We start from the raw sequence: 22,184 nt of genomic DNA, 5'->3' as shown, positions 1-22,184 counted from the left end.
GTCTGAATCCTCCAATTTACTTTTTTAATTGACGCATTAATATTAACAACCGCTTGCCACCCGGAAACGTGACTAGTTCTTTGAGTGAAAATAGGTGCCACCAAAAAACGGTACCCAATGCTACCAAACAGCCAACAAGGACTGACAAAAATACTGTTGGCAACATTGCCATTCTTGTGACCCCAAATATTTGCATACTAATGATACAAGTGACTTTGACAGCCACCATCATTATGGCACAGATCCCAACTAATTTAAGTCGAAACGACCAATCACTAGTTAATCGTCGCAATTGTGTAGGAAACGCTGATCTGATGATTAGCACTGTCACCAATAAGCCTAGAACTGTGCCAACAGCAGCGCCCACAATTTCGAAATGTTTCACTAAATAAAAATTAAGCACCGCTTTAACTCCCAGACCACCGATGAGTCCCACCGCTGTCACTGAGAATTGATTTAAACTTTGCAAAGCACCACTATACGTGGTAATCACGGCAACCAAAACAATGTTCAACATGCTTACTGCTAGCGCGAGACTACCAGCTCGACTGGCAAAGAGTAACAGATTAATTTGGGGCATCAACACAATCAAGCCCCCTGCTGCGAACAGTGACATCGTAATGCACATGTGCAAGGCAAAACGAAACGAGCGCCTAAATTCAACTAGTTTGCCTGCAACATGGCTAGCTGTCAGCGCTGGCAGTAACATTGTCGAAAAAGAAGTTGCGATAACCAGCCCCAATTGGACCAATGGTTGGCCTCGATCAAACACTCCTTTTAGTGCTTTGGCATGTGTTGCTGATAGACCAGACCCGACCAATCCTCGTTTAACTGTAAATGAATCAATTAATTGAAATAGAACAATTAATGCCGCAAATAGACACACAATCCCGCCTTCCACCACTAACCGCTTGATTAATGGAAGAATTGGACTACGTGTAAGTTGAGTGTTGTGTGGTCGGCTAATTATTTGCCATAAAGATGGCCCTAAAATAAAGCTCGCAAAAACACCTGCAATAATGGCACTTATCATTGCGGCTGAGCCCATTTTGTACACATCCCAATGAAACTGGTGGGCCACCACTGCAGCGCTAATCACAATTGTCACCCGCACAACTTGCTCAACTAACTGAGACGTGGCGGTGGGCACCATATTGTACTTACCTTGCCAGTAACCACGCCCAACCGCTAAGATCGGCATCACGCAAAACATCAAAACCACACTGCGAATTACCGAGGTCAACATTCGATCACCCATCATTTCAGCGATCAACGGCGCACTTAACCAACCACCAATCACTAAAATCAAGGCTAAAACACCCAAAATTTTCAATAACTGACGAACGAGTAGCTCCTTTTCAAGTTGCGAGTTTTGTTCAGCCACCAGCTTAGAAATAAAAACTGGCAATCCACTCAGTGCCAAGGTAACCCCAATCCCATATAACGGGTACACTTGCTGATAGACGTAAAAGCCAGTATTTCCCACTAAGTTTTGTAATGGAATTCGATAGCCTGCACTTAGAATTTTGGCGATTAAATTAGAAGCCGTCAAAATTAGAGCGCCTTGAAATATATTATGAAGATGTGACTTTTGCTTCACGTTTATCCTCGCTATCGTGAACTGCCTGTGCTAACGAACCAACGAAATCAGTTAACTGGGCCAGCCACGTTGACTGACTCATTTTTGGTTGAATAACAAGTTTAATTTGTAGTTTTTGCTCTGTCTCCCCAATTGTCGATTTAAAATCCGTTTTAGCGAGCTGCTGTAAAATTATTTTTGGTGCAACAATCTCACTGGCTCGCTTTGAGAGCGAAATAAAAATTAAATCATTTTGTTTTCTAACCTTTTGTAGTAACGCTAAATCACTAAATAATTTAATTTTACCAATGATGAGCAAGTTTCCAACCTGCACTGGATAGTCACCAAAACGGTCAATCAAATCACCCTGCGTTTCAACCAGTTGATCTTCATTTTCAGCTTTTCTAATTTCTTTGTAAATTTCAATTTTCTGACGCTGATCTTCGATGTAGTCTGTAGGCAAATATGCTTCAACACCCAGTTCAATTTCACTATCAGATTTCTCAGCTACCTGCTTGCCTTGCTTTTGAGCAACTGCATCAGCTAACATTTGCGAATATAAATCATAGCCAACTGAGTCAATAAAGCCATGTTGCTGTTTGCCTAACAAGTTACCTGCACCACGAATAGATAAATCACGCATCGCAATTTTGAAGCCAGAACCCAATTCGGTAAAATCACGAATTGCTGCCAACCGTTTTTCACTGACTTCTGTCAATACCTTATTGGCCTGGTACATAAAGTACGCATAAGCCACTCGGTTACTGCGACCAATTCGACCGCGAATTTGATATAGTTGGGCTAACCCCATTCGGTCGGCATTTTCAACGAAAAGAGTATTCACATTAGGTATATCCACTCCAGTTTCAATAATTGAGGTAGTCACCAACACATCGTACTCACCACGAACGAAATCATACAAAACCCCTTCTAGCTGTGACTCGTTCATCTGCCCGTGAATGTAACCCACGCGCGCCTCTGGTACCAAAGTTTGTATCTCACTAACGGTTTTTTCAATGTCCGCCACCCGATTATGCAGGTAATAGACTTGACCACCGCGTTGCATTTCACGCATGATCCCGTCGCGCAGCGCCCCAGCATTTTGTTCCATGACATAGGTTTGAATTGGAAATCGGCCGGCTGGTGGCGTTTCAATTACTGATAAGTCTCGTACACCAAGCATCGACATGTGAAGCGTTCGGGGTATCGGAGTAGCTGTTAATGTTAAGACATCAACATTTGATTTTAACTGCTTTAATTTTTCCTTGTGTTTGACTCCAAATCGCTGTTCCTCATCAATAATAAGTAAGCCAAGATCCTTAAATTTGATGTCTTTTGATAACAATCTGTGTGTGCCAACCACAATGTCGCATTTACCGCTGCGCAGGTCGTCTTCAGTCTCATGAACCTGTTTAGTTGTCCTAAAGCGAGACATCAGTCCGATATTAACAGGATAGCCTTCGAACCGGTTTTGCATTGTATCATAGTGTTGTTGGGCCAAAATAGTCGTGGGCACCAAAAATGCCACCTGTTTACCAGCTTCAATTGCCTTAAAAGCAGCTCGCAGTGCTACCTCTGTTTTGCCATAGCCAACATCGCCGACCAGCAAGCGATCCATCGGCTTAATACGTTCCATATCTTTTTTTATCTCTTCTGAACTGCGGAGTTGATCGCGTGTTTCTGTATAAGGAAAATCTCCTTCAAACTGGTCTTGGTAGTTATCATCTTTAGGATACGCATACCCTTTTTCAGCCTCGCGTGCTGCATATAACTCAACTAATTCATCAGCAATATCTTCAATTTTAGCTGCCACTTTACGCTTAGTTTTAGCCCATTCACTACCGCCAAGCTTATTAATGTGGGGTGTTTTTGCTTCTGACGACACATACTTTTGTACTAAATTAAGTTGCGTAATTGGTACAAAAATTTGAGCATTTTTTTGATAATCAATCGTCATATAGTCTTGTTTGACGCCATCAACTTCGAGTGTTTGAATGCCTGTAAACTGCCCAATTCCATGGTTAACATGTACCACATAGTCACCAGGTTTGAGATCAGTATAGCTTTTAATTCGTTCAGCATTCGCAAGTGTCTGTTGCCGAACTCGTTTCTTTTTTACTTGCTTAAACATTTCGGCTTCGGTGATCACGACTAAATTCGCACCTGGAAATTCAAACCCGTTTTGCAACCCTGCTGCAATTAACTGGACTGTTTTCGGTTGAATGTCATCTGGTTTCGTTTCTGTCACCGCGATCCCAAAGTCATGCAGCGTCGAATTGATTTTCTGCATTCGATCTTGACCATTAACCATAATGACAACAGTTTGCTTTTGCTTATTCCAACGCTGAATTTCAGTTTTCAAGATCGGTAGTTGGCCGAAAAATTGCTGCATATTACGTGTAATTAAGTTGGTCAACTGACTAAATCGTAGTTGCCCCAATCCTTTTTGAAATAAAGCAAACAGAACTTGAGCATGTTTATCTGTACGAATCTGATTTGTAAAATCATTGCCCAGAGATGCAGTTGAAAACAATTGTTGTTGTTCCACCTTATCTGTCAGCCAGTTGCTTTCATCAGTCTGCAACTGTTTTTGTGCATCCACAATGCGCGGGTAATCATCAATGAATAGTCCACCCTCCGGTGATAAATAATCCAAAATCGAATTTTTTTCCGGATACACCAAATTAGCGAGTTCAAGCATTTCTGGCACTAATTGCTGATGTGCTAACGCTTTTAATAATGGTGAAATGGATTGTTCCAAGTGCGTGCTTGCATTATCATCACTTAGTTTACCTTGTGCTTTCTTAAATTCAGCCTGTAGGCGCGCTTCAATCGATTCAAAATCTGCGGGTGCGACCACAAAATCGGTTGCCGGTAAGATAGACACTTGGTCAATATTTTTAACGCTCCGTTGATCACTGGCGTCAAAATAACGCAGTGAGTCAATTTCAGTGTCAAACAAATCAATTCGTACTGGATAATCCGTATTTAATGGGTAAATATCAATAATTGAACCTCGAACTGCGAAGTCACCTGGTCGTAACACCATTTTTTCATGACGATAGCCCATTGAACTCAGCAAAATTTTTGTTTGTTCAGGGTCCAATTCACCACCAACTTTGACATTAATCACAGCTTGTTCAAACACAGTTGGCGCTGGTAACAGCCGATTAACCCCAGAAGTTGAAGTGACAATGATACAATTTTCGTCCGCAATTAAGGCGTGGAGTGCTTGTACCCGCTGCAACCGATAATTGGGTGAGCTAGTAGCTACTTCTGCCGCAATCATTTCTTCAGCCGGAAACTCGAGGACTTTTGCTTCCGGTAATCGATTCATCAAATCAGCAGCCACTTGGTCCATGTGGAATAAAGAATCAGTCACGATAATTTGTGGATGCGTTAATTTTTTTGTTAATGCGCTCAATAAAAGTGTCCGCGCAGAGCCGGAGATACCGGTAATTAATTGGCGTTCGTGAGCGTTAATTTTACCTAGAATTTGGTCAAACTCAGGCATTTGTTCTAATAAATGTTCTAACTGCACCGTTGTTCTCCTTTAAGAAACTAATTAAATTGGTTCATTAATTGATCGAATGTTTCACCCTCAAGCCAGTCATCAATGGCACTTACTGCTTGAATTAAACTATCATTAAATGATTTTATTTGCTCTGTTTTAAATTTACCCAGCACATAATCTACCACTCGAACTTTTTGTGGGTGATCGATACCCACTTTAATGCGATTAAATTGCTGTGTTCCTAAATGGCTAATTAAGCTTTTAAGCCCATTGTGACCACCAGCTGAGCCGTGTGTTTTTAACCGAATCTTGCCAACTGGTAAATCCATATCATCATGAATGATGACCAAATCGGTGATATCAACATCGTAATAATCCATCAGTGGTTTAACTGCCCGTCCTGATTCATTCATATAAGTTGTCGGCTTTACCACAATCACCTTTTGATCCAAGACGACACCAGTTGCAACCATTGCTTCCATTTTGGAACGTTTAAAAGTCAACTCATGTTCATGACAGAAGTGGTCAATTGCCATGAAGCCAGTGTTATGTCGCGTATGATCATATTGCGGTCCAATATTACCTAATCCAACAATCATTTTCATTATTCTAAAATTCCTTCCCAATCTGATGCAAAAAAGGCCGAACGGATACTAATCCGGTCAGCAATGCCAGGTATCATTATAAACCAGTCGTTAATCACAACACAACAAGAAACCCTTTTTCGCAGCTTAAATTACAGTAAATTATTAGTTATAACAATAATTTAGTTCTTTTGGTCAAATTTTTTCACAAGAATGCTATAATAGTTCTGGTAATAAATTGTATTTTGAAAGGGAGATTGAAATTGAATACAAATAATCATCAAAAAGTAGTGCTCGTCGGAGACGGTGCCGTGGGTTCTAGCTATGCATTTGCAATGGCCCAACAAGGAATCGCTGAAGAATTCGTCATCGTCGATGTTGTCAAGGAACGGACTCAAGGAGATGCATTAGACCTTGAGGATGTTACTGCTGTTACAGCACCGAAGAATATTTACTCCGGTGAATATTCCGATTGTGCGGATGCCGACCTAGTTGTTATTACAGCTGGTGCACCACAAAAGCCAGGCGAATCACGCTTGGACTTGGTTAACAAAAACCTAAAAATCTTATCATCAATTGTTAAACCAGTTGTTGATTCCGGCTTTAACGGAATCTTCGTCGTTGCTGCCAACCCTGTTGACGTTTTAACATATGCTACTTGGAAGCTATCTGGCTTCCCTAAGAACAAGGTAATCGGTTCAGGTACTTCGCTGGATACTGCTCGGCTCCGTGTTGGCTTGGCTAAAAAATTACAACTCGATCCTCGCGACATTAATGCTTACATTATGGGCGAACATGGTGACTCTGAATTTGCTGCCTTCTCAGCCGCAACTGCTGGTGGTAAGCCAGTCGTTGAACTTGCTAAGGAAGCTGGATTATCATTTGATGATTTACTAAAAGTCGAAGACGAAACTCGTAATAAAGCTTATGATATCATCAATCTCAAAGGGGCAACTTTCTACGGTGTTGCCACAACACTGATGCGAATTTCAAAAGCGATCTTGCGCGATGAAAATGCAATCTTACCTGTTGGCGCTTCACTTGAAGGCGAATATGGTTTGAAAGATATTTTCATTGGTACCCCAGCCGTTATCAACGGTCAAGGTTTAGCTAAAGTTATCGAAGTTCCATTAGATGACCGTGAAAAAGACTTAATGGCAAAATCAGCTGAAACCTTACGCCAGGTGACAACTGATGGATTGAATGCTCTAAAATAAACATTTAAATACCATCGTATAACGATATAAAAAGGAAACCGGGTTAGCTTTATGACCCGATTTCCTTTTTATATTGACATCCGCCGCTATTTGCAAAAGTAAGCAGCCAAGACTTATGCGAGAAATGTATGCAACATTTCACACTTAAACCCACTTTATTTAAAAATAAATTCCTAATTTCTAATGTTTTTCTCATAATTACAATATCTATGCTATTATTAATAGGGCACTTTACAGAGAAAGTTAAATGAGGTTTTAACCATATGTTAATCAAGTCATTAGTAAAAACAAAAGAGAATTTAACCACACTGCAAGAAGATACAACGCTGGCAGAGGCACTTGAAATTCTGGAAGAATCTGATTTTCGTTGCGTTCCTGTATTGGATAATACGGGACAAATTTTTCGAGGTAACATTTACAAGATGCATATTTATCGGCATAAATCACGAGGTGGTGATATGTCATTGCCCGTAACTAATCTATTAAAAAATTCCACTAAATTTATTTCAGTCAACGCTGCATTCTTTAATATCTTTTTTTCAATCAAAGATTTGCCTTACATCGCAGTGCTAGATGAACAAAGTCGATTTTACGGTATTTTAACCCACACTAAATTACTTAGTATGCTAGCCGAAGGATGGAATATCCATGCAGGTAGCTACGTTTTGACCGTAACTACACGTGATGAACGTGGCTCATTGGTTAGCATGGCTAAAGCCATCACTAAATACACTCCGATCGCCAATTGTATTTCACTAGATCTGCAAGAGCCTAACGTCGTTCGGCGAATTTTATTTACATTGCCAGCTGGTGTTTCTGAGGCCCTATTACAAAAAATAGTCCACAATTTAGAACGAAAAGGCTTTGAAGTACCAGAAATTGAAAATTTACATGCTAAATTATAATGAATAGCTACAAAAAAGACTCGCTTCGAGCATCGAAAAGATGTCGAAACGAGCCTTTTTAACTGATTTGTTGGTGAGAGCCGTGTTGCTTTTTATTATTCTTAGTATGTACTACTCGCTGGAGCAGGTGTTTTAGTGGTTTGACTAAGTAATCCGATGCTAACCTGAAGTGCATGGTCAACTCGTTTCATTGTACTATCCTCTAAGTGTGTCACGCGGTCCCGCAAGCGCTGCTTATCAATTGTTCGAACTTGCTCTAGTAAAATAACTGAATCTTTTTCAATCCCTACATACTCAGAATTAATTGGAACATGCGTTGGCATTTTGGGCTTTTGAATTCGTGCGGTGATGGCTGCGACAATTACCGTCGGACTATAGTGATTACCAATATCATTTTGGATAATCACCACCGGCCGCATGCCTCCCTGCTCTGAACCAACGACGGGCGATAAATCTGCATAAAAAATATCCCCACGTTTTATTTCGACTTTGGCCATTCCACCACCTCCTCTTTATGAAACATACAACTAACAACCGTCATATTTATAATGAAAACTCTGATATTTGGCTCATTATACCATACCATCGATATTTATAACCTTAAATTAGAGCTTTCCAATCGATTTCTTATAATTATCAGTTCAAATACTCGCGCTGCAAACGTGGCGCCATACTGGTCAAAATTTCGTAATTAATAGTTTCTGCATATTGTGCTACATCATCACAGGAAATTTGTTGGCCGTTTTGCTGGCCAATTAAAGTCACCCTGGTTCCAACTGACAATTTTGCAGGCAGTTTGATCATCATTTGGTCCATGCAAACCCGCCCCACAATTTCACAAAACTGTCCATTGATCAACACATGAAAGCCTTGCATTCTACGTGGATATCCGTCCGCATATCCTATTGGAATAGTACCAATCCACTCATCTGAGCTTGCTTGGTAAGTTGCACCATAGCTAACAAACGAGCCTGCTTTAATTTGTTTCACAAAATTAAGATGGCTTTCTAATCTTAAAACCGGCTGTAATGCAAAAGGAGCTGCAATCGCCGTACCCGCGGGATTTAAACCGTACATTGTAATCCCGAGTCGGATCATATTACCAGTTACCGGTAAATGCCACAAACTAGTCGCAGAATTAGCAACATGAACATAGCGTGGCATTTTATCAATCTGATCGGTTAACAGGTGCCAAGTGTTCAACTGCTGTTTAAAATAACTTTCGTCAGTTTCATCCGCCGTGGCAAAATGGGTAAAAATACCTTCAAATTCAAATGGTGCATTTCTAACCAACAAAACAGCTTGAGCTAACTGATCTACATCCCTGAAACCAATCCGTCCCATTCCAGTATCAACAACTAGGTGAACTTTTAAATTTTCTTGTGCTGTAGCATCCCCATTTATTTGTTGATATTGGTGCAACCACTCCAAAGAACCAACAGTCAATGAAATATTATTTTCTTGGGCTAACTTTGCATTAGCAGTTTCAGTGATTCCAAGCACAAGAATCGGCACAGTAATAGCGGCCTCACGCAACGCTAATGCTTCATCCAAAATTGCAACACACAATCCAGTGGCACCTGCTCCGACCGCTGCTTTCGCTACCTCAATCAATCCGTGACCATAGCCATTGGCTTTAACCACAGCAAAAATTTCAGTTTGTGATTGAAGTAATTTTTTTTCGTTTTTGATATTTTGTTGCAGTGCATGTAAGTCCACCACTAACTTAGTAGCACGATTTTTCCCAACTATCATATAAATCAAGGCTCCTTTTCTAGAATTACTTGAGTAATCACTAAATCGTTTGTATGCGAAACAGACACATGTGCAATGCCAGGAAAAATTGACTGTGTGACCATTGGCCGCCCAACTGAATTATTCAAAATTTCAATATCATGAAAAGCTAGTTTTGCCCCGATCCCAGTACCATAAGCCTTCGAGAAAGCTTCTTTTAAAGAAAATCGACCTGCCAAAAACTCTCTTCTATTTTGGCCAGTCAATTGATCATATTGCAAAAATTCCTTTTTTGTCAGAACTTTTTCGACAAAATGAGGGTGTTTGGTCTGCATTTGATCAATTCGTTTAATTTCAGTGAGATCGATGCCCGTTCCAAAGATCATAATAAAACCTTCTTTTTATCCGACTTGTAAGAATACTAATTATAGCAAATCCACTCACGACGTTCAATTAATCTCTTTGTTGTTCCAATTTCCATAATAAAAAAGATTGAGCAATTTGCTCAATCTTTTGATAATTAATCTTTTTTGTGGATACTGTATGAATGGCGACTTGAGTGTCCGCCAGAATGACTGTTGGACCGGTTGCCTGAGTGGTTACCGCCACCGCGACTATCGCTGTGATACCCTCCACCACGATGGTGATTTGAGTTACCCCGATAGCCACCACCATGACCGCTGTTGCGACTGCGGCCACCGCTACGACGTCCACCACCATTGCCACCATGCTTGTGGCTTGGTAATGGTCGTTCTGGCGTAATTTTAACCGGAGTGGCACTGGCATCATTTTTAGTGATGTCATTTAGTAACGCTGCCACTAGTTCAACTGGTTCATGTTGATTCAACAATTCTTCAGCTTGTGCTGAAAACTTATCTGTATCAGTCGAAGAAATTAAATTTTCCACTTCACTCAAGGCATTCGCAAGTTGTCCCTTAAATGCTTCTTCTTGTGTTGGTGGCTTCAATGGTAACATGCGCACCTTGGTTAATTTCTCAATTTCACGCAAGTAGTCCATTTCATTTGGTGTCACAAATGTTAATGACACTCCATGATGTCCGGCTCGACCTGTACGGCCAATGCGATGGACATAACTGTCAGGATCTTGTGGAATATCGTAGTTGTACACGTGCGTTACGCCTGAAATATCAAGGCCACGAGCAGCCACATCAGTTGCAACTAAAATATCCAATTTCCCGGCCTTAAATCGATTCATAATCTGAGTTCGTCGTTGTTGAGTTAAGTCACCGTGAATCCCGGCAGCATTGTATCCGCGGGCTTCAAGGCCCTTAGCTAATTCGTCAACACGGCGTTTTGTCCGCCCAAACACAATGGTTAAATCCGGATCTTGTACATCAATCAAACGCGTCATTGTATCAAATTTTTCGAAATCACGTGAACGGACATAGTACTGATCGATTAGTTCCGTTGTTAATTCCTTAGCTTTGATCTTGACTTGTTGTGGGTCAGTCATAAACTGAACCCCAATTTTTTTAATGGCCGTTGGCATCGTTGCAGAAAAGAGCAATGTTTGCCGAGTATCCGGTGTTTGTTTAAGGATTGATTCGATATCATCTAAAAATCCCATATTAAGCATTTCATCAGCTTCATCCAAAACCAATGTTTTGATATGACCCAATTTAACGGTACGCCGATTAATGTGGTCTAACAATCGACCAGGCGTCCCAACCAAGATTTGTGGGTGATTTTTTAAATTATTAATTTGGCGGCGAATATCTGCACCACCGTAAACCACTTGCACTTTAGCTTTCTTATCTTTACCCAAACGATATAATTCCTCTTGAGTTTGAATGGCTAATTCACGAGTTGGTGAAATGATAAGTGCTTGAATCTCAGGATTACTTGTATCCACATGTTCAATAATGGGTAACCCAAATGCTGCTGTCTTTCCTGTTCCAGTTTGAGCCTGACCAATTACATCTTGGCCTTTCAGCACCATTGGAATCGTTTCAGCTTGAATGGGAGTTGCTTCCTCATAGCCGCTACGCTTAACTGCTTTTAATAGGCTTTCTGATAAGCCTAATTCGCTAAAATTCAAATATGTTTCCTCCTGTTAGTTACGAGTTATTCATCAAGACAAAATCCGTTGCCCAAACCGATCAATAACTAAAGTTAAAAATATACAACCTTGCCAGTATACTAGTTTTATTTGCAAACCGCAACTATAATGCGTGGTTAACTTTTTTGTAGGCTGGCCAAGACAGTCTCTAGATGAATCCCATGACTACCCTTTAATAAAACAACATCATCTTTGGTGAGCATTGCTTGTACCTCACTGGTCATTGTTTCTTTTTGCTCGATCGAGTAATAATGTAATGCTTCAGCCGGATATTTGTCTGCTAATTTGTCTCGCAATGCACGCATGTGGGGACCGATTAAATAAACTGATTGAATCTTGCTTGGATCTAATTCCGTTGCCAAAGATGCGTGCAATTCTGGTGCCGCATCCCCTAATTCCAGCATATCACCCAAAACAGCAACTCTTTGTCCGGTAACTTCTGTTCGTGCAAATGCATGTAACACTTGTTTGGCCGCTGTCGGATTAGAATTATACACATCGCTTAGTATTTGTTCGCCTGCCTGGCCCTGCAGCCATGCAGTTCGATTTTGGGTTAACTCAACGTGTTCTAATCCAGATTGCACGTGTCCTGGTTCTATGCGCATCAAATATGCCACGCTGAGTGCAGCCAATGCATTATTGACGTTATATTCCCCCATCATTGGAATGGTAAATTCAGTCTCTGGCCACATGTTAGTCGTAAATTTAATTTCATGGCTAGTTAAATTGACACTGGTGGCATAGAGATCATTTTCCAACTGACGACCAAACGTTCGTTGTTCTTGGTCAACTTGACTGGCACGTTGTGTGAGCAACGGTTCATCGCCATTGAAAACAAACGTACCATCTTCTTGCAAACCATGTGTAATTTCCATCTTTGCATCTGCAATTTTATCGCGCGTTCCAAAAAACTCAATGTGAGCTTCACCAATCATAGTAATCACCGCAATGTCCGGATGAACCATGTTAGTCAGAAAATCGAGCTCACTGAAGTGATCCATGCCCATTTCAACCACCACTGCCTCAGTGTTGGATTCCATATTGAGCAAAGTCACTGGCACACCAATTTGATTATTGAAATTTTCGTATGTTTTAGTGACGTTCATTTGAGTACTCAAGATAGAAGCAATCATGTCTTTAGTAGTTGTTTTACCATTACTACCAGTCACTGCGATCACCTTGGGATTAATTTTTCCTAAATAATATTTACCGAGTTCTTGCAACGCAGTTAAGGGATCTTTGACTACTAAAACGGGATGATTATTTTCTTCGGCTGCATGATCACTGGCCCAAAGTGTGGCACTAGCGCCATGAGCAAATGCATCTTGTACGAACTTATGACCGTCTTGTTGACCGCTTAACGGCACAAACAATGCCCCATTAGCAATCTGGCGACTATCAAACGCGACGCTGGAAATTTCAACGTCTTGCCATTTACTGATGTCATTTTCGACAGAGATTGCTTTAGCTACCTCTGCTAATTTCATTTTCATAAAATGCTGCTCCTCTTTCTTGTAAGGGTAATAATTACCCTGCTTACAACTCACCTATTATAGCATGGATCGACACATGAATAGTAAGAATATACCACGATTCTGCACCCCAAGGGGCCTAATTTTGCTTTCACACAAAAAGGTCCGCACGATACTAACACGTGAGGACCTTGTTGAAGCCAAAATTTAAACTTATATTTTTTCTAGTCGTTCAATTCGATCTGCCATTGGTGGATGGGTATCGAACAAGTGGGCAAATGACTTCTTCTTTTTCATTGGATCACTTATATATAGCGCTGCACTACTTGGATCAGCTTCCTTCATCGGTTGCGCCGTTGAAATCTTCTTTAGCGCTGAAATCAAGCCCTGTGGATTACGAGTTAACTCCACACTACCTGCATCCGCTAAATATTCTCGGTTCCGTGACAATGCCATCTGGGCAATCGATGCCGCCAACGGCCCTAAAATCACAATCAATATTGAAAAAACCATCAGGATAATTTGAATATACCCACCGCCCTCACTATCATTACGAGAGCGACGGCCACCACCCCACCAAAACGAATGCATCCCAATATTGACCAACATCGCAACCACGGCAGATAAAGCCAACGCAATCGTGGATAGCCGGATGTCATAGTTTCGCACGTGTGTCATTTCATGACCAATGACACCTTCCAACTCTTCGCGATTTAGCTGTTTCAAAATTCCACTCGTAGCAGCTACTGCCGCATGTTCAGGATTATTGCCAGTCGCAAAAGCATTTGGACTGGCATCATCAATAATAAAAACCCGAGGCATCGGCACCTGAGCAACTAATGCCATATCTTCAACCACGTGCCACAATTCAGGAGCTTCATCTTCATTTTTAATTTCATGACCATGATTCATGCTCATGATGACCGAGGTTGAACGTGAAATCATCATGATCATATATATCACACCAATTACGGTGGCCATCAAAATACCGGCAATATAGCTGTCATAAAAAACGTAACCAATGGCTGCTCCAATTGCGAGCACTAGTAATAAAAAGCCGATCATGACATAAACTGTTCGCCGTTTATTTTGTGCAATTTGCTGATAAAGCATTTATTCTTCACCTCATCAAAATTAGTTATCAAAAGAAACTTTTGGAACAGCTTTCTCTTCTTCAGGTACTTGAAGGTAATCTATTTGCACAAAGTGTTGTAGTTTCGCTACAATGTTAGTTGGAAACGATTGAATCTTCATATTCAAATTGGCAGCTGTTGAGTTGAATAATTGGCGCGAGTAGGCAATTTTATTTTCTGTATTAGTAAGTTCTTCCATCAACTTGGTATATTCTTGACTCGCCTTTAAGTCTGGATAGTTTTCTGATAGTGCAAAAATACTTTTAAGCGATTGCGATAGTTGATTGGAAACTTCCATTGTTTGTTGGTGATCATCTGCAGGAATTTGGGTTAACTGGTTGCGCAGTGCAACCACCTTTTCCAAGGTTCCGGCTTCATACTTACCATAACCTTTAACAGTTTCTAGTAAGTTAGGAATCAAATCATTTCGCCGCTTTAGCTGCACGTCAATTTGGCTCCATGATTCTTGCGTATGCGTCCGGGCACGGACAAGTCCGTTATAAATTCCAGCATAGATGGCGATTAATAACACGATAATGACAATTACAATAATTGTTGTCCACATTTTAATTTCCTCGTTTCTTATATTAGTTACTATCAATGGTACCCTATTACACTTAGTGATGAAAGCGATATTACTTGTATTAACAAAAAATAAAGAGTTTGAAAGGTGTTTATTATTATGAATATATTGTTTGTCTGTCTTGGCAATATTTGTCGTTCACCAATGGCTGAATCAATGTTTACAAAAATGGTTAACGATGCTGGTTTGACGGACCAAATTAAGATTGATTCTGCCGGCACAAGCAGTGAAGAACAAGGTAATCCGGCGCACCCTGGCACACGGCAGATATTATCAAAATACGGTTTACCGTTTGATAATTTAATTTCACGACCACTCACATTGGCCGATTTCAAACACGCTGATTACATTATTTGTATGGATGATATGAATTTAGCAGATGTAAAGCACCGGGCCCCAGCGGCGGCACAACACAAAATTTATGCGATTTTCGATATGATTCCAACAAAAAAAGGGCAGGCAATTCCTGACCCTTGGTACACACATCGTTTTCAAGAAACGTACGATAGTCTAGCTCAAGCATTACCAGCCTGGTTAACTTATTTAAAGCAACAACTCGGTGATTAATAGTTGTTATTAAATTTAGCACTAACTTCTTTTTGCACCTTTTTAGGTGCTTTTTTAAACTTCATTTTTTTGACAAACTTGCCGCGCACCATTAATCGATTGGTTCCAGTTGCATCACAAGTAATCAACGTAACAATTTTCTTACCAGGTGTGTTTTTAACCACATCAACTCGCGTTGCCTTGATAAAAACGCGCTTGTAAGTCTTATATTCGTAAATGTACTTCAAATCTGACAAATAAATCTTTTGTCCAACCTTGGCTTTTTTATACAGCGGCGTAAAAAGAATTTTACGGTTATGGTGCATATTATGAGCAGCAACGGCATAATTGCCCTCGCCCATTTTCATGTCCGATCGTAACGTACCTGCAGCTAGTGCTAATGTAACATTATCAACACCTTTGGCAATTGGTAAATTGACTTTGGCGCCAGGGATCGTAATTGACCCAATGATATTAATCTTTTGTTTACTAGCACGGGCTTTAGCCACCGTTTGAAAATCCAGCGATTTAACTTTAGAAAAATTAAAATTGGCTTTCTTTTTTTCGTTTTCGGCAACGCTCTTTTTACTAATTGTCGGACTATAAGACCCAACTAAATAGTTTTTAATTTGCTCATTAAAAATTAACCCAAGTGAGATTAGAATTAATAGTGTAAATCCAATTCGGATGAGCCAACGTTTAACTTTTCCATCTTGCTTTTTTTTCATTTTTTCCTCCAAAATAAGCTGGTTAATAGTTGATGAGTGGTACTATACATAATATGAATTATTTCAAATACGAGTATACCGCAATTGAAAATAAATGAAAGGAGAGCTTGGTTTCATGAAAACAATCAAGCAAAAAATGTTTCGTCCCCGAGCAACCTGGGAAAAGAATCTGATTGTTTTATGGTTCAGTGTTTTCATGGCAGGAATGGCCTTCTCAGAAATTATGCCATTTATGTCACTATATGTCGACACATTAGGAACCTTCACCAAAAGTGAACTCAACTTTTACTCAGGATTGGTATTTGCCGTTACCTATCTAGTAACAGCAATTGTTTCGCCACTATGGGGAAAATTAGCTGATCGCCATGGCCGAAAAATAATGATTCTCCGTGCATCAGCTGGGATGGCAATTGTCTTGGCATTAATGGGATTAGTAACTAATGTTTGGCAACTAATGGCATTACGATTTATCCAAGGAATCTTCTCCGGTTATATTAGCAATGCTAACGCCCTAATTGCAACTGAAACGCCTAAGGAAAAAAGTGGGCGTGCATTAGGCACTTTGATGGCCGGAACAACCGGTGGCAATTTACTTGGTCCACTGCTTGGTGGTACGCTTGCTTCCATTTTTAGTTATCGCATTACATTCTTCATTACCGGTGGTTTGCTTGGAATCGTTTTTGTCATGAGTTTACTATTTGTCCACGAAACAGACTTCAAGCCAGCCAAAAGCAAGGATTTGTTTAGTACCCGTGGTGTGTTAAAGGTACTAAAGGATCCACAAATGATATTTGGCATGCTCCTCACCACTCTAATTATTCAGGCATCCAACAATTCCATCACACCAATTATTTCGTTGTATGTGCGCGAATTAATGCACCATACCGGTAACGTCACTTTTGTCAGTGGATTATTGCCGCCATTCCAGGGATTGCCACCATGGCAGCTGCACCAACATTAGGTGCTTTGGGTGACAGAGTCGGAACCGAGCGAATTTTATCAATCGGCTTTATCCTAGCAATTTGTTTCTTCATCCCAACCGCGTTTGTCACTAACGTCTGGCAATTGGGAATTTTAAGATTTTTGGTCGGCATTTCGGATGCAACAATGATTCCACAGGTTCAAACCCTGTTAGCTAAGAACACTCCTGTGATGGTTACTGGGCGTGTTTTTAGTTGGAACCAGAGTTTTCAGGCAGTTGGTAACGTTATCGGTCCACTAATTGGTGCCTTTGTTTCAGGTTGGTTCGACTATGGCGGTGTCTTTTTATCCACCGCGTTACTAGTTTTTGCAAACTTTTTATTATTTAGAGTCAACGTAGCCAATAAAGCCAAGACAAATTAATCAATAATTCATCCAAACAAAAAAAGAGTTTAGCGGTATTAAACATACCGTTAAACTCTTTTTTAATTTCAACATAATTAGTTTTTGAGACCATATTTTTTGTTGAAACGATCCACGGCACCATCGGCCTGGGTAAACTTTTGCTTACCAGTATAGAATGGATGTGAATCTGATGTAACTTCAACCCGGATTAATGGATATTCGTTACCATCTTCCCATTTAACTGTTTCCTTAGAAGTGGCTGTCGAACCAGAGACAAACTTGAAGCCTGTCGATGAATCTTCAAACACAACCAAGTGATAATCTGGATGAATTCCTTGTTTCATAGTTTAATACGCTCCTTTGCCATGAATCATTGACTGAAACATAGTTATTTATCGTTAACCACAATAGATTACCATGAATCGCTATTTTTCGCAACACATTATTCTGTAACTTCGACGCCAGATTCATCTTCAATGTGAACATTAGCCTTGAGCCGATTAAGTTTCCAGACAATTCTATCATAGCCACGCAAAATATTATCCGCGTGTGAAATAACTGTCTGGCCTTCAGCCATTAATCCGGCAATCATCAGAGATGCCCCGGCACGAATTTCACCAGCTTGAACTTTTGCGCCATGTAATTGTCTGGTGTGTTCAACTAAGATCACATCTTTTTGCGTGGAAACTTCCAGTCCCATCTTCTGGAGTTCTGGAATATGTTTAATTCGCTGCGGATAAATTGTATCAACAATCACACTAACACCTCGTGCACAAGCCAGCAGTGGCGTAATTGGTTGCTGTAAATCAGTAGCGAAGCCTGGAAACGGTAGTGTTTTGATATTGATCGCCTGTAGTGGGCCGCTGTGAGGAACAAAAATACTATCCTCACCAATTTCAAGTTGCACTCCCATTTCAATCAATTTGCTTGTAAATGATTCCAAATGTTCAGGAATGATGTTATGAAGTGTAATTCCATCACCCACAGCAGCGGCTAATGATAAATAAGTTCCCGCTTCAATCCGATCAGGGATAATCGTGTGGGTGTTCATCGAACGTAAAGAATCTACCCCTTCGACTCGAATAACATCAGTCCCGACGCCTCTAATTTTAGCGCCCATATTGTTTAAGAACGTGGCCACATCAATAATCTCAGGTTCACGTGCGGCATTTTCAATAATGGTTGTCCCTTCAGCACGAACAGCAGCTAAAATACTGTTAATCGTTGCGCCGACTGATACCATGTCCATAAAAATTCTAGCACCATGAAGCCCGTTTTCAGCAGTAATATTGACAGTTCCATGATCCTCAACTACCTTTGCCCCCATCGCTTTGAAGGCTTTAATATGCTGATCGATGGGACGTGGGCCAATATTGTCACCACCTGGAAAGGTCAAGACAGCCCGATGAAAGCGGCCAAGCAAAGCGCCCATAAAATAATAAGAGGCCCGTAAACTTTTAATTGCTTTACTCGGCAACTTACTTTCGATAATTTGAGTTGGGTCAATATCCAAAACACCATGGGTAAAATTCGAGTGCACGTTCATTGATTCCAAAATGATCATTAAGTTATGAACATCCAAAATATCTGGCACCGTATCAAATTGTACAGGGGTATCAGCCAGAATAGCAGCCGGGATTAGAGCAACCGTACTATTTTTGGCACCGCCAATCGTGATCTCGCCCGAAAGTCGGTTTCCCCCTTGAATGATCATACTTTTCATTATTAATTTCCTCACTATAAAACTAGTTCATTGTTTAAAACAATCACCTGTAATAATAAAGAAATCTGTACTGAATTACAACCGTTTCAGTCGATTCGTTTAATTTATTATCATAAATTTTATCGTGACACCAATTTATTCTCGTAAATAATATATTTTAACCAAATAAAATAATTTTTCTTGTTTTATTTTTCACTTGCTGCTTGGATGAACGCTTTAAAAAGTCCCTCTGGTCGATTTGGTCGTGACAAGAATTCAGGATGGTATTGTGCTGCGACAAAGAATTTTTGCTTTGGTAGTTCGATTATTTCCACCAACCGATCGTCAGGTGACATTCCTGAAAATACCATTCCATGGCCAGCCAATTGCTCTTTAAATTTATTATTAAATTCAAAGCGGTGCCGATGACGTTCATGAATTAATTTTTCATTATCATATGCTGCCGCCGCAACTGTTCCTGGAACAAGCTTGCACGGAAACGAGCCTAGTCTTTGCGTGCCACCTAAGTCTTCAACGTCCTTTTGATCTGGCATTAAGTCAATAATGTTATCAGGTGTATGCGGATCGATCTCAGCTGAGTTGGCATCCTGCAAGCCGACAACGTGGCGGGCAAATTCGACGCACGCCATTTGCATTCCTAGGCAAATGCCTAGGTAAGGAACGTCGTGCTCACGGGCGTATTGAATGGCAGTAATTTTGCCTTCGATGCCACGGGTACCAAAGCCACCAGGAACTAAAATACCATCAGCATCCTGCAACAATTTTGCCACATTGTCCGCAGTTACATCTTCGGAATTCAGATGATTAATTTCAACATGCGCATCAACTGGATACCCAGCATGCCGCAGCGCTTCGTTTACCGAAATATAAGCATCTTGCAAATCTGTATACTTACCCACCATCGCAATTTTAATTGTTTTACTCAAATGGCGAATCTGATCAACCATCTGGCTCCACTCAGCCATATTAGCCTGTGGCGCAGTCACATGCAATTGGTCACAAACAATTTGATCCATATGCTGTTTTTGCAAATTCAATGGAATTTGATATAAAACATCAACGTCGCGCGATTCAATTACCGCTTCTGGTGCTACGTCACAAAATAGGGCAATCTTTTTACGCATATCTTCCGTAATTGCTTTTTCAGTCCGAACGACCAAAATATTGGGCTGAATACCAAGTCCTCGGAGTTCCTTCACACTATGTTGTGTTGGTTTAGTCTTCATTTCCCCGGCCGCATGTAAAATTGGAATTAAAGTTGTGTGAATATATAAAACATTCTCAGCCCCGACATCACTTTTCATCTGGCGTAGTGCTTCCATAAATGGCAATGATTCAATATCGCCAACTGTTCCACCAATTTCTGTGATAACAATATCAGCGTCGGTACTAGTACCAGCACGCAAAATTTTAGCCTTAATTGCATCGGTGATATGTGGAATTACTTGAACTGTTGCACCCAAATAATCGCCATGTCGTTCTTTTTGTAGCACTTCTGAATAAATTTTCCCAGTTGTAACATTTGAATACTTGTTTAAATTAATATCAATGAACCGTTCATAATGGCCCAAGTCTAAATCTGTTTCTGTGCCATCATCAGTGACAAAAACTTCTCCATGTTGATATGGACTCATCGTGCCAGGATCAACATTGATGTACGGATCGAATTTTTGAATTGTGATCTTCAAACCTCGATTTTTCAATAGCCGGCCAAGTGAGGCTGCTACGATTCCTTTTCCAAGTGATGAAACAACACCACCAGTTACAAAAATATATTTTGTCATTGTTTAACTCCTTTTGGGAAAATTTGAAGGCCACAGTGCATTTCTAATCCAAAAAACAAAAAAATCCCTATTCACTTGAATAGGGAGCATTTTATCTGAACTAAGATGTCCCAATTAGTAGTTGGGAGCCCAAAATAGATGATACAAGGTTTAACGAAACTCGTCAAGCAAAAAATTTACTAATTGTCATCCTCATCATCATCTTCGTCATCATCATTAGTACCAAAGTCTTCATCGTCAGCCAATTCTGCTAATTGGCCTTCAATCCCGTCTTCTGGCACATCATCTTCAACGTCTGGATTTTCAGTATCATCACTGTCATCAAAGTCATCATCTTTGTCAAAGCTATCATCATCGTCTTCGTCGCCAGTCAAATCTTGATCCTCAGGATCATCATCATCGTAGTCAATAACATCATCGTCATCACCGGCGTCAACCAGAAAAGCATTAACTTTCTTGCGCTTCTTACGCTTTGGTTGGTCCTCTTCGTCTTCATGAATCGTTGCCTCATTAATTGATTCGAATGGATACCATGCCCGCAGGCCCCATGTATTGTCACCAAGGGAGATAAAACTGCCGTCGACGTTTAAATCAGTATAAAATTGAGACAGCCGTTCTCTGATTTCCTCGTCGCTTTTACCTAAATACTGTTGAACTTCATTTGCCAGATCAACAAAAGCCATAGCATCACCATGTTGTGCTAAAATGGCGTGTGCGACTTCAATCATTGAAAGCTCTGATTTGTCTTGGCCCTTAAAAACTTTTAAATCCAAATTGGTGCACATCCCTTCAAAAAGTCTAACCTACATAATACAATGTTATTTGCTAAATTGCAATCTTATTTGATACTTACCGATCAATTGAGCTTGCGCCCAGAGCTCATAATCGATTGCCACTTTTCCGTGACCCGCGGTAAAATCAGTTTCTTGTAACAAACGAATTGTTTTGACATCCATCTTAATTAAACCATATTCACTTTGATAATGTGTTGCAAAAGTATGGTTGGCCTGGAAACAAAACCGTGTCCGGTTACTAGCATTTCTAGTTAGCAATACAGTCCCACTTTGATCAAATTTAAATGTCACTGGAATTTTTTGTGCTCCTTCTTGGTAACGCAAATAATATACATCTTTCATTTGTACTAACTGACCAGTTTCATTAAATTTAAATTGTTCTGTTTCATCATTTTGCAGGATACTGGTCTGCAGCTTGACTGCAACCGCTATTTGATTACCGATCGGCGTCACCTTCAATCTTTGCACTTTTTTTGTTCCAT

The 22,184-nt window shown here is 40.4% G+C and carries 19 protein-coding genes and 1 pseudogene; 4 read left to right on the top strand and 16 right to left on the bottom strand.

What is annotated here, in order from left to right:
• Window positions 1-16: 16 nt before the first annotated feature.
• Genes WDC_RS01175 through pth form a run of 3 tightly spaced genes read right to left on the bottom strand, consistent with a single transcriptional unit; the run spans window position 17 to window position 5,698 of the window.
• A complete protein-coding gene (locus WDC_RS01175; RefSeq protein ID WP_044009980.1) occupies window positions 17-1,600 on the bottom strand; it encodes a putative polysaccharide biosynthesis protein in 1,584 nt (527 codons plus the stop codon).
• The gene (gene mfd, locus WDC_RS01170) at window positions 1,575-5,093 is read right to left on the bottom strand and encodes a transcription-repair coupling factor (RefSeq protein WP_044009992.1); all 3,519 of its coding nucleotides are present in this window, start codon (window positions 5,091-5,093) and stop codon (window positions 1,575-1,577) included. The genes WDC_RS01175 and mfd overlap by 26 nt, the downstream gene beginning before the upstream one ends.
• A 47-nt stretch (window positions 5,094-5,140) precedes the next feature.
• Entirely contained in the window at window positions 5,141-5,698 is a 558-nt protein-coding gene (pth, locus tag WDC_RS01165) for an aminoacyl-tRNA hydrolase (protein WP_044009979.1), read from the bottom strand.
• 242 nt (window positions 5,699-5,940) lie between these two features.
• Here pth and WDC_RS01160 point away from each other — a divergent pair, with 242 nt between their 5' ends.
• A complete protein-coding gene (locus WDC_RS01160) occupies window positions 5,941-6,894 on the top strand; it encodes an L-lactate dehydrogenase (RefSeq protein ID WP_318238866.1) in 954 nt (317 codons plus the stop codon).
• Between the two features lie 263 nt (window positions 6,895-7,157).
• Window positions 7,158-7,799 carry a cyclic di-AMP binding protein CbpA gene (gene cbpA / locus WDC_RS01155; RefSeq protein WP_044009977.1) on the top strand — a complete coding sequence of 214 codons (642 nt, stop codon included), beginning with the start codon at window positions 7,158-7,160 and terminating at the stop codon, window positions 7,797-7,799.
• 101 nt (window positions 7,800-7,900) lie between these two features.
• On the opposite strand, the gene WDC_RS01150 is transcribed toward cbpA, so the two are convergent.
• The 7 genes from WDC_RS01150 to WDC_RS01120 all read right to left on the bottom strand — a co-directional run bounded on the left by WDC_RS01150 (window position 7,901) and on the right by WDC_RS01120 (window position 14,783).
• Window positions 7,901-8,296, bottom strand: coding sequence for a type II toxin-antitoxin system PemK/MazF family toxin (locus WDC_RS01150; protein ID WP_044009976.1), 396 nt, complete (start codon window positions 8,294-8,296; stop codon window positions 7,901-7,903).
• A 139-nt stretch (window positions 8,297-8,435) separates the two neighbouring features.
• On the bottom strand, window positions 8,436-9,554 hold the full coding sequence (gene alr, locus WDC_RS01145) for an alanine racemase (RefSeq protein WP_044009975.1): 1,119 nt from the start codon (window positions 9,552-9,554) through the stop codon (window positions 8,436-8,438).
• Between the two features lie 5 nt (window positions 9,555-9,559).
• On the bottom strand, window positions 9,560-9,919 hold the full coding sequence (gene acpS, locus WDC_RS01140) for a holo-ACP synthase (RefSeq protein ID WP_044009974.1): 360 nt from the start codon (window positions 9,917-9,919) through the stop codon (window positions 9,560-9,562).
• Window positions 9,920-10,053: 134 nt separating this feature from the next.
• Window positions 10,054-11,592, bottom strand: coding sequence for a DEAD/DEAH box helicase (locus tag WDC_RS01135; protein ID WP_044009973.1), 1,539 nt, complete (start codon window positions 11,590-11,592; stop codon window positions 10,054-10,056).
• Window positions 11,593-11,729: 137 nt separating this feature from the next.
• On the bottom strand, window positions 11,730-13,106 hold the full coding sequence (locus tag WDC_RS01130; RefSeq protein WP_044009972.1) for a UDP-N-acetylmuramoyl-tripeptide--D-alanyl-D-alanine ligase: 1,377 nt from the start codon (window positions 13,104-13,106) through the stop codon (window positions 11,730-11,732).
• Between the two features lie 192 nt (window positions 13,107-13,298).
• Window positions 13,299-14,198, bottom strand: a complete 900-nt coding sequence (htpX, locus tag WDC_RS01125; protein WP_044009971.1) for a zinc metalloprotease HtpX — start codon at window positions 14,196-14,198, stop codon at window positions 13,299-13,301.
• A gap of 21 nt (window positions 14,199-14,219) precedes the next feature.
• Entirely contained in the window at window positions 14,220-14,783 is a 564-nt protein-coding gene (locus WDC_RS01120; RefSeq protein ID WP_044009970.1) for a LemA family protein, read from the bottom strand.
• A gap of 117 nt (window positions 14,784-14,900) precedes the next feature.
• Here WDC_RS01120 and WDC_RS01115 point away from each other — a divergent pair, with 117 nt between their 5' ends.
• A complete protein-coding gene (locus WDC_RS01115) occupies window positions 14,901-15,368 on the top strand; it encodes a low molecular weight protein-tyrosine-phosphatase (protein ID WP_044009969.1) in 468 nt (155 codons plus the stop codon).
• Here the strand turns inward: WDC_RS01115 and WDC_RS01110 are convergent.
• On the bottom strand, window positions 15,365-16,075 hold the full coding sequence (locus WDC_RS01110; protein ID WP_044009968.1) for a class A sortase: 711 nt from the start codon (window positions 16,073-16,075) through the stop codon (window positions 15,365-15,367). The two genes, WDC_RS01115 and WDC_RS01110, sit on opposite strands and share 4 nt — an antisense overlap.
• 115 nt (window positions 16,076-16,190) lie before the next feature.
• Between WDC_RS01110 and WDC_RS01105 the strand changes: the two are divergent.
• Window positions 16,191-17,419: pseudogene (locus tag WDC_RS01105) on the top strand (MFS transporter).
• Between the two features lie 77 nt (window positions 17,420-17,496).
• On the opposite strand, the gene WDC_RS01100 reads toward WDC_RS01105, so the two are convergent.
• The 5 genes from WDC_RS01100 to WDC_RS01080 form a co-directional block, all read right to left on the bottom strand.
• Complete coding sequence (locus WDC_RS01100; RefSeq protein WP_044009967.1) at window positions 17,497-17,745, bottom strand: type B 50S ribosomal protein L31; 249 nt, start codon at window positions 17,743-17,745, stop codon at window positions 17,497-17,499.
• A gap of 98 nt (window positions 17,746-17,843) precedes the next feature.
• Window positions 17,844-19,124 carry a UDP-N-acetylglucosamine 1-carboxyvinyltransferase gene (locus WDC_RS01095; RefSeq protein WP_044009966.1) on the bottom strand — a complete coding sequence of 427 codons (1,281 nt, stop codon included), beginning with the start codon at window positions 19,122-19,124 and terminating at the stop codon, window positions 17,844-17,846.
• Between the two features lie 185 nt (window positions 19,125-19,309).
• Entirely contained in the window at window positions 19,310-20,908 is a 1,599-nt protein-coding gene (locus WDC_RS01090) for a CTP synthase (protein WP_044009965.1), read from the bottom strand.
• Window positions 20,909-21,087: 179 nt separating this feature from the next.
• On the bottom strand, window positions 21,088-21,681 hold the full coding sequence (rpoE, locus tag WDC_RS01085; RefSeq protein WP_318238865.1) for a DNA-directed RNA polymerase subunit delta: 594 nt from the start codon (window positions 21,679-21,681) through the stop codon (window positions 21,088-21,090).
• A 45-nt stretch (window positions 21,682-21,726) separates the two neighbouring features.
• Window positions 21,727-22,170: a DUF1934 domain-containing protein gene (locus WDC_RS01080; RefSeq protein WP_052497760.1), complete on the bottom strand. Its 444-nt coding sequence runs from the start codon at window positions 22,168-22,170 to the stop codon at window positions 21,727-21,729.
• Between the last annotated feature and the right edge of the window lie 14 nt (window positions 22,171-22,184).

The sequence above is a fragment of the Paucilactobacillus wasatchensis genome (assembly GCF_000876205.1).
Classification (GTDB): domain Bacteria; phylum Bacillota; class Bacilli; order Lactobacillales; family Lactobacillaceae; genus Paucilactobacillus; species Paucilactobacillus wasatchensis.
The sequence above is the reverse complement of the archived record's forward strand: the minus strand, read 5'-3'. Positions and strand labels throughout refer to the sequence as shown.

Bases quoted from the DNA above. Each gene is read 5' to 3' on its own strand.
- alr (WP_044009975.1), bottom strand. From the start codon at position 9,554: ATGATAGTTGGGAAAAATCGTGCTACTAAGTTAGTGGTGGACTTACAT.
- WDC_RS01090 (WP_044009965.1), bottom strand. From the start codon at position 20,908: ATGACAAAATATATTTTTGTAACTGGTGGTGTTGTTTCATCACTTGGA.
- mfd (WP_044009992.1), bottom strand. From the start codon at position 5,093: ATGCCTGAGTTTGACCAAATTCTAGGTAAAATTAACGCTCACGAACGC.
- cbpA (WP_044009977.1), top strand. From the start codon at position 7,158: ATGTTAATCAAGTCATTAGTAAAAACAAAAGAGAATTTAACCACACTG.
- htpX (WP_044009971.1), bottom strand. From the start codon at position 14,198: ATGCTTTATCAGCAAATTGCACAAAATAAACGGCGAACAGTTTATGTC.
- WDC_RS01150 (WP_044009976.1), bottom strand. From the start codon at position 8,296: ATGGCCAAAGTCGAAATAAAACGTGGGGATATTTTTTATGCAGATTTA.
- WDC_RS01110 (WP_044009968.1), bottom strand. From the start codon at position 16,075: ATGAAAAAAAAGCAAGATGGAAAAGTTAAACGTTGGCTCATCCGAATT.
- WDC_RS01120 (WP_044009970.1), bottom strand. From the start codon at position 14,783: ATGTGGACAACAATTATTGTAATTGTCATTATCGTGTTATTAATCGCC.
- WDC_RS01095 (WP_044009966.1), bottom strand. From the start codon at position 19,124: ATGAAAAGTATGATCATTCAAGGGGGAAACCGACTTTCGGGCGAGATC.
- WDC_RS01100 (WP_044009967.1), bottom strand. From the start codon at position 17,745: ATGAAACAAGGAATTCATCCAGATTATCACTTGGTTGTGTTTGAAGAT.
- WDC_RS01130 (WP_044009972.1), bottom strand. From the start codon at position 13,106: ATGAAAATGAAATTAGCAGAGGTAGCTAAAGCAATCTCTGTCGAAAAT.
- WDC_RS01115 (WP_044009969.1), top strand. From the start codon at position 14,901: ATGAATATATTGTTTGTCTGTCTTGGCAATATTTGTCGTTCACCAATG.
- acpS (WP_044009974.1), bottom strand. From the start codon at position 9,919: ATGATCTTTGGAACGGGCATCGATCTCACTGAAATTAAACGAATTGAT.
- pth (WP_044009979.1), bottom strand. From the start codon at position 5,698: ATGAAAATGATTGTTGGATTAGGTAATATTGGACCGCAATATGATCAT.